Raw genomic sequence first — 9,667 nt, 5'->3', positions numbered from 1 at the left:
AGGCCGCCGGACGGCTGCGCAACGCGGGCGTGCGCGTCCTGGGCCGCCTCGACGCCGCGCACGGCTCCCGCGCGCGGGGTGAACTCCTCGACGACGCGGGCCGTTACGCGAGCTGGTACCGGGTCGACGGCTTCCTCCTGGACCGCTGCCCCGCCGGACGCGCCGACCTCGCCGGCACCGGTGCGACGGCCACCGCGCTGCGCGAGTTCGCCGACGACGCCCACCTCGTCCTCGGCCACGGCGTCCACCCGCACCCCGGCTACGCCGAGCACGGGGACCAGCTGGTGACCTTCTCCGGGCCCTGGCGCGACTACCGGTGGTCGCAGGTGGCGGAGTGGACGGCCGAGCATCCCCCGGAGCGCTTCTGCCACTTCGTGCACGGCGTGCCCCGGACGCATCTCGACGAGGCCCTGCGGGTCGCCCGCTGGCAGGGCGCGGCGACCATCTGGTTCACCGACCGCTCCGACCGCCGGGGCCGGGACGACCCCTGGGAGACCATGCCCGGCTACTGGGACGAGATCGTCTCGCGGATCGGAACAGGTGTCTCGGAATGAAGAAACGCGTGGCAGTGTTGCAGGGAGAACAACTGTAGTGATTGACCGACCAACGGAGTCCCCGTGTCGCTGCCACCCCTGGTCGAGCCGGCTGCCGAGCTCACCGTAGACGAGGTCCGCAGGTACTCCCGCCACCTGATCATCCCCGACGTGGGCATGGCCGGGCAGAAGCGGCTGAAGAACGCGAAGGTGCTCTGTGTCGGCGCCGGCGGGCTGGGCTCGCCGGCGCTGATGTACCTGGCCGCGGCCGGTGTCGGCACGCTGGGCATCGTCGAGTTCGACGAGGTCGACGAGTCCAACCTCCAGCGGCAGATCATCCACAGCCAGGCCGACATCGGCCGCTCCAAGGCGCAGTCCGCGCGGGACAGCGTCCTCGGCATCAACCCGTACGTGAACGTGATCCTTCACGAGGAACGGCTTGAGGCCGAGAACGTGATGGACATCTTCAGCCAGTACGACCTGATCGTCGACGGCACCGACAACTTCGCGACCCGTTACCTGGTCAACGACGCGTGCGTGCTGCTGAACAAGCCGTACGTGTGGGGCTCCATCTACCGCTTCGACGGCCAGGCGTCGGTCTTCTGGTCCGAGCACGGCCCCTGCTACCGCTGCCTCTACCCGGAGCCCCCGCCGCCCGGCATGGTCCCCTCCTGCGCCGAGGGCGGCGTCCTGGGCGTGCTGTGCGCGTCCATCGGCTCCATCCAGGTCACCGAGGCGATCAAGGTCCTCACCGGCACCGGTGAGCCCCTCGTCGGCCGGCTGATGATCTACGACGCCCTGGAGATGCAGTACCGCCAGGTCAAGGTCCGCAAGGACCCCGACTGCGCGGTGTGCGGTGAGAACCCGACGGTCACCGAACTCATCGACTACGAGGCGTTCTGCGGCGTCGTCTCCGAGGAGGCCCAGGAGGCCGCGCTCGGCTCGACGATCACCGCCAAGCAGCTCAAGGAGTGGATCGACGAGGGCGAGAACATCGAGATCATCGACGTCCGCGAGCAGAACGAGTACGAGATCGTCTCCATCCCGGGTGCCAAGCTGATCCCGAAGAACGAGTTCCTCCTCGGCACCGCCCTGGAGTCGCTGCCCCAGGACAAGAAGATCGTCTTGCACTGCAAGACGGGTGTCCGCAGTGCGGAAGTCCTCGCCGTCCTGAAGTCGGCGGGCTTCTCCGACGCCGTCCACGTCGGTGGCGGGGTCATCGGCTGGGTCAACCAGATCGAACCGCACAAGCCGGTTTACTGACATCTCTCCCGGCAGCCGGAGCCCCGGACGGCGGGGGTCTCGCCCACCACGCGTGGGGGAGGCCCCCGCCGCCGTCATGAGCAGACCTTTCCGTCCGGCGGGACCTTGCCGTCGAGCAGGTAGGCGTCCACCGTCGAGTCCACACAGTCGCTGCCGCTGCCGTACGCGCCGTGGCCCTCGCCCTTCCAGGTGAGGAGCACGCCGACGTCCTTGCCGAGGCCGTCGGCCATCCTGCGGGCGCCCTCGTAGGGGGTCGCCGGGTCGCCGGTGTTGCCGACCAGCAGGATCGGGGCCGCGCCGGGGGCGCTGACCTGCGGGGTGTCGAACTGGCCCGGCACCGGCCAGTCGTGGCACCAGCCGGCCGTGTCCCAGGCGAGGTAGGGGCCGAACACCGGGGAGATCTTCTCGAACTCCGGGAGGATCCGGCGGGTCTCGTCGGCCGTCGGGCGCTGCTTGTCGTCCAGGCACGAGATGACCCGCTGGGAGTGCGACTCCGTGCCGTAACTCCCCGAGGAGTCACGGTCGTTGTAGCTGTCCGCGAGTTCCAGCAGGCCCGATCCGTCGCCGTCCCCTGCCTCCTTCAGGGCGCGGGTGAGGCTCGGCCAGCTCGCCTCGCTGTACAGGGGCCGGACGATGCCGAGGACGGCGAGTGTCTGGGTGAGTCTGCGGCCGGAGGACGTCGGGAGAGGGTTCGCGTCCAGCCGCTCCAGCAGGGCCGCGATCTTGCGGGTGCCCTCCTTCGGGTCCTGGCCCGTCGACTTGAGGTAGTTGTCCAGCGCCCGCTGGAAACCCCGGGCCTGGTTGCGGGCATGGCCCACGGCGTCGGCGGTCGGGTCCACCACCGCGTCCAGCACCAGCCGCCCCACGTTCTTCGGGAACAGGTGGGCGTAGACGCCGCCGAGTTCGGTGCCGTAGGAGATGCCGAAGTAGTTCGTCCGCCTGTCGCCCAGGACCTGGCGCATCAGGTCCATGTCGCGGGCCGTGTCGGTCGTCGAGACATGGGACATCAGCTCGCCTGCGGCCTTCTGGCAGCCCTGGCCGAAGCTGTCGGCGTCCTGGAAGTACGCCCGCTCCTCGGCCGGGGTGTCGGGCGTGGCGTCCACCGTCTCGGCGGCGGCGATCTCCTTGTCGCCGCGGCATCGCACGCCCTCGCTGCGGCCGACCCCGCGCGGGTCGAAACCCACCAGGTCGTAGCGGGCGCGCAACGAGGACATCGTGGAGCCGAACGCCGGCAGGGTGTCGACGCCCGAACCGCCGGGGCCGCCGAAGTTGAACAGCAGCGACCCGAGCCGCTCCTTCGCCGGGCCGCTCGACCTCGTCCGCACCAGCGCGACGTCGATCGTCCGCCCCTCGGGCTTCGACCAGTCCAGTGGCGCCTTCAGCGTCGCGCACCGCCATGCGCCGCCCGCGGCCGAATCCCCCTCGCACCGGCCCCAGCCGAGTCTCTGTCCGGTCAGTGAGGCGGGCAGCCCGGACGACACCTCCGGGCCGTCCGGCGCCGGCTCCTTCCCTCCGCCCTTCCCGTCCGAGGCCCCTGCACTGCACCCCGCCACCACCAGCGCCGCGATCGCGCCCCACGCGGCCCACCGTACGAATCGCGCCATCGTGCACCCCCCCTCGTACGCCGCCCGGACCGTGCGTCGAGCGGCTCTGAGGCCATGGTAGGTGGAGCCGGCGAACCCCGTTTCAGCCTGTGGATAACCCTGTGACCTGCGGTTTCATCGAGGGCAGACGGTTCCGGGCGCCGGTACCTTCCCGTCCAGCAGATAGCTGTTCACCGTCGCCTGGACGCACTTGTCCTTGCTGTCGTAAGCGCCGTGCCCCTGCCCCTTGTACGTCAGCTCGACCCCGACACCCTCGCCCAGCGCGTCCACCATCTTGCGGGCGCCCTCGTACGGGGTCGCCGGGTCGCCGGTGTTGCCGATGACGAGGATCGGGGGCGAACCGGGCGCGCTCACGTCGGGGTGGCCGGCGGCTCCGGGGACGGCCCAGCCGGTGCAGCTGAGCATGCCCCAGGCGAGGAAGTCCCCGAAGACGGGGGAGGCGGCGTGGAACTCGGGGAGCCTGCGCTCGACGTCGGCCGGGGTGGGGCGGGACTTGTCGTCGGCGCAGTTGATGGCGGTGTTGGCGGCGGTCGTGTTGCTGTACTCGCCGTTCGCGCTGCGGCCGTTCATCAGGTCCGAGAGCAGCATCAGGACCTTGCCGTCACCCTCGTACGCCTGCTCCAGGCCCTCGGTGAGGTACTCCCAGAAGTCCTTCGAGTACAGGGCCTGCGCGATGCCGTTGGTGGCGGCGGTCTGGGTCAGCACGCGCGGGAAATTACCCGGCAGCGGTTTCGCGTCGAGGCTCTTGAGGAGTTTGGAGATGCGGTCCTTCACGTCCTGCGCGGTGTCTCCGACAGGGCAGTCCTCGGTCCGGGAGACGCAGTCCTCGGCGTAGTTGTCGAGGGCGAGCTGGAAACCCTTCGCCTGTCCCAGGACGCCCTGTTCGGAGGTCTGCGTCGGGTCGACGACGGCGTCGAGGACCGCGCGGCCGACGTTCTTCGGGAACAGGTGCGCGTAGACGCCGCCGAGTTCGGTGCCGTAGGAGATGCCGAAGTAGTACAGCTTGTCGTCGCCGAGGGCCTGCCGCATGAGGTCCATGTCCCGGGCCGCGTCGGTGGTCCGTACGTACGGGAGCATCTTCTTGGAGTTCTTCTCGCAGGCCGCGTTGAACTCCTTGACGTTGTCCAGGAACCGCGTGCGCTCGGCGGCGTCGTCCGGGGTCATGTCCTGCTGGAAGTAGGCGTCGAGCTGCCGGTCGTCCTCGCACTTCACGCCGGCGCTGCGGCCGACCCCGCGCGGGTCGAAGCTGACCAGGTCGTACCGGGTGCGCAGGTGGTCGTAGTCCGCGCCGAACGACGGCAGGGTGGTGACGCCCGAACCGCCGGGGCCGCCGAAGTTGAACACCAGCGAGCCGATGCGCTTGTCCGCCTCGCCGCTCGCCCGCGCGCGGATCAGCGCGATGCCGATCGTGTCCCCCTGGGGCTTCGACCAGTCCAGTGGCGCCTTCAGCGTCGCGCACTGCCACGTCCCGCCGTCCGGGAGCGCCGACGGCGCGTTCCCCCCGCCCTCCGCCTGCGACGGCGCCGGGCAGTCCTTCCACTCCAGCTTCCGTGCCGCCGGGCCCTCTTCCCCTGAGGCGCCCCCGCAGGCCGTCACGAGGGACGACAGGAGCACGGCGGTGGAGATCAACACGACGGAACGTTTCGCCATGCGGTCCATCCTGAAGCCGCGCTCCGCCACGCGCGCGTGGCGGGAGCCGTACGAGGGAGCCGGCCCTACAGCGCGCCCTTCCGCGACAGGTGGTTGAACGCGAGCCACCCCGGCAGGACGGGGAGCCAGAGGGTCAGCAGGCGGAAGAGGAGGACGGCGGGGGCGGCGACCTCCTTGGGGAGACCGACGGCGATCAGGCCGACCGTGAGGGTGGCCTCCACGGCCCCCACCCCGCCCGGCGTGGGCGCGGCGGAGCCCAGCGCGTTGCCGGCGAGGAAGACGACGGCGACGCTGGCGAGGCTGATCGACGTCGTCTCGTTGCCGAACGCGCGGATCGAGGCGTCCAGGCACATCACGAAACAGGCGGTCAGCAGCAGCATCCCGCCGATACCGGTGACGAGCTTCTGGGGCCGCTGGAGGATGTCCAGCATGCGCGGCACGACCCCCGCGAACAGCGACCTCACGCGCGTGGCGACGAACTTCCGCAGGAACGGCACCGACGTCACCACCAGGACGAGCACCGCGACCGTCAGCAGCCCGGCGATGACCGTCCGGGACGGCGTCAGCGACGGCGTCTTCTCGATGCCCGTCAGATAGCCGAAGGACAGCAGCATGACGATGTGACAGCCGAGCCCGAAGAGCTGCGAGGCGCCCACACTGGCCACCGCGAGCCCCGGCCGCACCCCCTGCCGCTGAAGGAACCGCGTGTTCAGGGCGACCCCGCCGACCGCGGCCGGCGCGACGATCTTCACGAAGGACCCGGCGACCTGCGCCGCGACCGTCCGGGGGAAGGGCACCCGCTCCGGCACGAACCCCAGCAGGCTCATCGCCGCGGCCACGTAGGTGAGCGCCGAGAACGCCACCGCGGCGGCCACCCAGCCCCACTCGGCGTTCGCGATCAGCGGCCCGAACTCGATGTGGGTGAGCTGCGTCAGCAGGAAGTAGGCGCCCAGCGCACCGGCCATGAAGCTCAGCAGCGTGCGCGGACGCACCCGCTCCAGACGGGCCGGTTCCACCGGCGCCTGCGGACGGATCAGCAGCACCTCGTGCCGGATCTGGGTCAGCAGGTCGTCCTCGCGAGCCCCGTCCACCGCCTCGTCGATCGCCCGCTTCTCGGCCCGTGCCTCGGCTTTGAGCGTCTTCTTGGCGGCCTTCTCGGAGGAGACCGCCTCCGTGTCCTCCGCGGCCTCCAGACGGGCCTGCTTGGCCTGCCGGGACGCCTCCAGGACCGCGTCCCGCTCACGCTGCGCCCGCTCCCGGGCCAGCCGGCGCAGCGTCGCGCGCGTGGAGCGCGTCAGCGCGATCGGCTGGAGCATCGGCAGACAGTCGGCGACCGCGTCCGGACCGAGGACGCTCACCGCGGAGGCCACCGCCCGCTCCGCGCCCACCCGCAGCCCCAGGGTCGTCACCAACTGGGCGGTGTCCATGAACAGCAGCAGGGAACTCGCCGCGATCTCGCCGCCGCGCAGATCCGTGAGGATCACCGTGCCGGAACGATCCACCAGGATCGCGTCCCCCGCGAGCCTGCGGTGCGCGATCCGCCGCGACTGCAGCGCCCGCACCTGCTGCCAGGCGTTGTGCAGGACCTCGTCCGTGATCTCGTCGTCCGCCAGCGAGTCCAGCGTGCGCCCGCCGGTGTGCTCGTAGACCAGCATCACGGCGTCCGGACCCAGCTCCGACATCGCGATCAGCTTGGGCGCGTTGGCGCCCGCCGCGATCGCCGCGTACGCCAGCAGGGCCTCCTGCTCCAGCGCCTGGCGCAGCGACTGGAGGCTGGAGCGCGTCGCGAACCCGCGCAGCGCCAGATTGCGCCACGCGCGGTAGAAGAACCCCTGCGCCTGCTGCTCCCGGTCGACGACCGTGACGTCCAGCGGGGCGCCGTCCTCCAGGGTGACGAAATAGCGCCGCCCCCGGTCGCTGTCCCCGGACTCCGACGCCTCCACGCGCGCCGCGCTCACCGGGCGGAAACCGACCGTCCGCAGCCCCGCCATCAGCGTGCGCCCGGTGGGGCGGACGTTCGGCGAGCCGACCGCGTACAGCGTGCCGTAGGCGATGCTCCAGCCGATCAGGACGGTCAGGATGATCGAGAAGGGTGTCGTGTAGCCGGTGACCAGCATGGACAGCGCGTCGAGCAGCAGCACGATCCACAGGACGGCCCGCCAGCGCGGCCGGCGTGACATGCCCACGGCCGACATGTAGGCGATGACGGGCGCGAGATAGCCGTGCACCGGGTCGGTCAGCGCGTGGATGTCACCGGGGGAGGGCTGGGTGAGCGCCTCACGGATCGAGTCCGGGGCGCCCTTCGCGACCCACAGGTCGGTGGCGAGCGTCACGCCGTGCGCGAGGACGGCCGCCAGGACGCCGTCGGCGATGCGCAGGCCGTCGCGCTTGATCAGCCGTTCGATCGCGAACGCGACCGGCACCAGGAGGATCGCGATGCTGGACGCGAGCCCCGCGATCTTGATGAGCAGGTCGGGCGCCTGACCGGTGCCCTTGTTGATGTCCTGCTCCAGACCCGAGGTGGTGCCGTGCGCGAACGCGGCGACCGCCAGGAGCACCACCACCGCGAGGACGCCCACCAGGAGCCGCATGAGGTCCGAGGGGCGGTGCACGCGCGCGGGGAGCAGCGGTTCGTCGCCCTCCACCTCGTCCACGTGTGCCACGTCGGCGTACTCCTCGCGCTTCTTCGCGCCCGCACGCGCGGGCGGCTCGTTCGGCTCCGGGCGCGATGCGCCGTCAGAGGTGCCCTCCGCGTCCTCGGAATGCGCACCCTGCTGCTTCATCGTCTCTTCTTGATCTCGTATCACCGGTCACCGCCCGCACGATGGTGGCATGCCCGACCGACATCCGGTGATGTCAGGGTGCGAACGCGGGGCGCACAGTCTGCCCGAAGCACCCCTCGGGGGCGAGGCTCACACAGTGTCGTGAACCCGTCGCATTGTCGGTGCGGTGCGGCAGGATGGGGCGGATGAGCGAGCAGAGCCTTCCCGACGACGCCCGCGCGGAGTACACGGACGCGTTGCCCGAGTACGCCGAGCGGGTCCTCGAAGTCGCCGAGCTGATCCCGCCCGGCCGGGTCATGACGTACGGGGACGTCGCCGAGTGGCTCCAGGAAGGCGGGCCCCGGCAGGTGGGCAGAGTGATGGCCCTCTACGGAGCCGCCGTCCCGTGGTGGCGCGTCGTGCGCTCGGACGGCGCGCTGCTGCCCGGACACGAACTGCGGGCCCTGGACGAGTACCGCGCGGAGGGCACCCCGCTGAAAGGGGCGAGCGCGGCCTCCCAGGGGCACCTGCCACGCCTCGACATGAAACGGGCCCGCTGGGACGGCGACACCGGTCCTGAGCGCCCCTGACAGCTCCCTGCGGGCCTGTGCTCCGTCCGGGTGAACCGGGGCACACCCGGGACATGCCGTACGTTCGAGGGGCAGGGGACGCGCGAGCCGTACGGGACGCACGGGACCGACCGGAAGCCCAGCCTCCGGACCGGCTCCCGGCGTGGCGCCGGCCGCACCCGTCCTCCTCATCCCGAGACCACCGCCCGGCACGGACGGTCGGCGACGAACCAGCACACCCACCAGGACCGGCGAACCACGTGAGCTCCTCTTCCTCCACCGGACGCCTGCCGCACCACCAGGGACGGCAGGGGACCCGTGGCGCCTACCGACTGGTGCGCACCCCTCCGGCCCGCGAGGCTCCCCCTCGTCTGGACGCCGCACAGCGCGCGGTGGTTGACCACACCACCGGCCCCCTGCTGGTCCTCGCCGGACCGGGCACCGGCAAGACCACCACCCTCGTCGAGTCCGTCGCCGCCCGCGTCGCGCGCGGCGACGACCCCGCGCGGATCCTCGTCCTGACGTTCAGCCGCAAGGCCGCCGTCGAACTGCGCGACCGCATGGCCCTGCGCATGGGCGCCTCCCGCGCACCCCAGGCCACGACCTTCCACTCGTTCTGCTACGCCCTGGTCCGCGCCCACCAGGACAGCGACCTGTTCGTGGAGCCCCTGCGGCTGCTCTCCGGCCCCGAACAGGACGTCACCGTCCGCGAGCTGCTCGCCGGCCAGCTCGACCTCCAGCGCCTCGGCCTCACGCACGTCAGCTGGCCCGACGAACTGCGCGCCTGCCTCACCACACGCGGGTTCGCCGACGAGGTCCGCGCGGTGCTCGCCCGCAGCCGCGAACTCGGGCTCGGCCCCGAGGCCCTGCGCGCCTTCGCCGACCGCATCGGCCGCCCCGACTGGCGTGCCGCCGCCGTGTTCCTCGCCGAGTACCTCGACGTCCTCGACCTCCAGGGCGTCCTCGACTACGCCGAACTCGTCCACCGCGCGGTGCTCCTAGCCCAGCGCCCCGAGGCGGCCCGGCAGCTCGCCGCGCGGTACGACGCCGTCTACGTCGACGAGTACCAGGACACCGACCCCGCCCAGGTGCGCCTGCTGCGCGCGCTCGCCGGGGACGGCCGCACCCTCGTCGCCCTCGGCGACCCCGACCAGTCGATCTACGCCTTCCGGGGCGCCGACGTGAACGGCATCCTCGACTTCCCGCACGCCTTCCCGCGCGCGGACGGCCGCCCCGCCCCCGTCGAGGTCCTGCGCACCTCGCGCCGCTCCGCCGCGCACCTCCTG

General features: G+C 71.6%; 7 protein-coding genes. 4 read left to right on the top strand and 3 right to left on the bottom strand.

Going from position 1 to position 9,667, the window contains the following annotated elements; translation table 11 throughout:
- Positions 1-554 (top strand): spherulation-specific family 4 protein (locus tag ACVNF4_RS27090; protein WP_461805497.1); only part of this gene is annotated, 554 nt, incomplete at its 5' end.
- 63 nt (positions 555-617) lie between these two features.
- Positions 618-1,796, top strand: coding sequence for an adenylyltransferase/sulfurtransferase MoeZ (gene moeZ / locus ACVNF4_RS27085; RefSeq protein ID WP_461805496.1), 1,179 nt, complete (start codon positions 618-620; stop codon positions 1,794-1,796).
- Positions 1,797-1,870: 74 nt separating this feature from the next.
- On the opposite strand, the gene ACVNF4_RS27080 is transcribed toward moeZ, so the two are convergent.
- The 3 genes from ACVNF4_RS27080 to ACVNF4_RS27070 all read right to left on the bottom strand — a co-directional run bounded on the left by ACVNF4_RS27080 (position 1,871) and on the right by ACVNF4_RS27070 (position 7,833).
- Positions 1,871-3,400 carry an alpha/beta hydrolase gene (locus ACVNF4_RS27080; protein WP_461805495.1) on the bottom strand — a complete coding sequence of 510 codons (1,530 nt, stop codon included), beginning with the start codon at positions 3,398-3,400 and terminating at the stop codon, positions 1,871-1,873.
- A 114-nt stretch (positions 3,401-3,514) separates the two neighbouring features.
- Positions 3,515-5,059, bottom strand: coding sequence for an alpha/beta hydrolase (locus ACVNF4_RS27075; protein ID WP_461805494.1), 1,545 nt, complete (start codon positions 5,057-5,059; stop codon positions 3,515-3,517).
- A 56-nt stretch (positions 5,060-5,115) separates the two neighbouring features.
- On the bottom strand, positions 5,116-7,833 hold the full coding sequence (locus ACVNF4_RS27070) for a lysylphosphatidylglycerol synthase domain-containing protein (RefSeq protein WP_461805493.1): 2,718 nt from the start codon (positions 7,831-7,833) through the stop codon (positions 5,116-5,118).
- A 185-nt stretch (positions 7,834-8,018) separates the two neighbouring features.
- Between ACVNF4_RS27070 and ACVNF4_RS27065 the strand changes: the two genes are divergently transcribed.
- Entirely contained in the window at positions 8,019-8,402 is a 384-nt protein-coding gene (locus tag ACVNF4_RS27065; protein ID WP_461805492.1) for an MGMT family protein, read from the top strand.
- A gap of 239 nt (positions 8,403-8,641) precedes the next feature.
- Positions 8,642-9,667: ATP-dependent helicase (locus ACVNF4_RS27060; RefSeq protein ID WP_461805491.1), on the top strand; the 1,026-nt coding region annotated here is incomplete at its 3' end.

The organism is Streptomyces sp. S6 (genome assembly GCF_054880855.1).
This window is presented reverse-complemented; position numbering and strand designations above follow the sequence as displayed.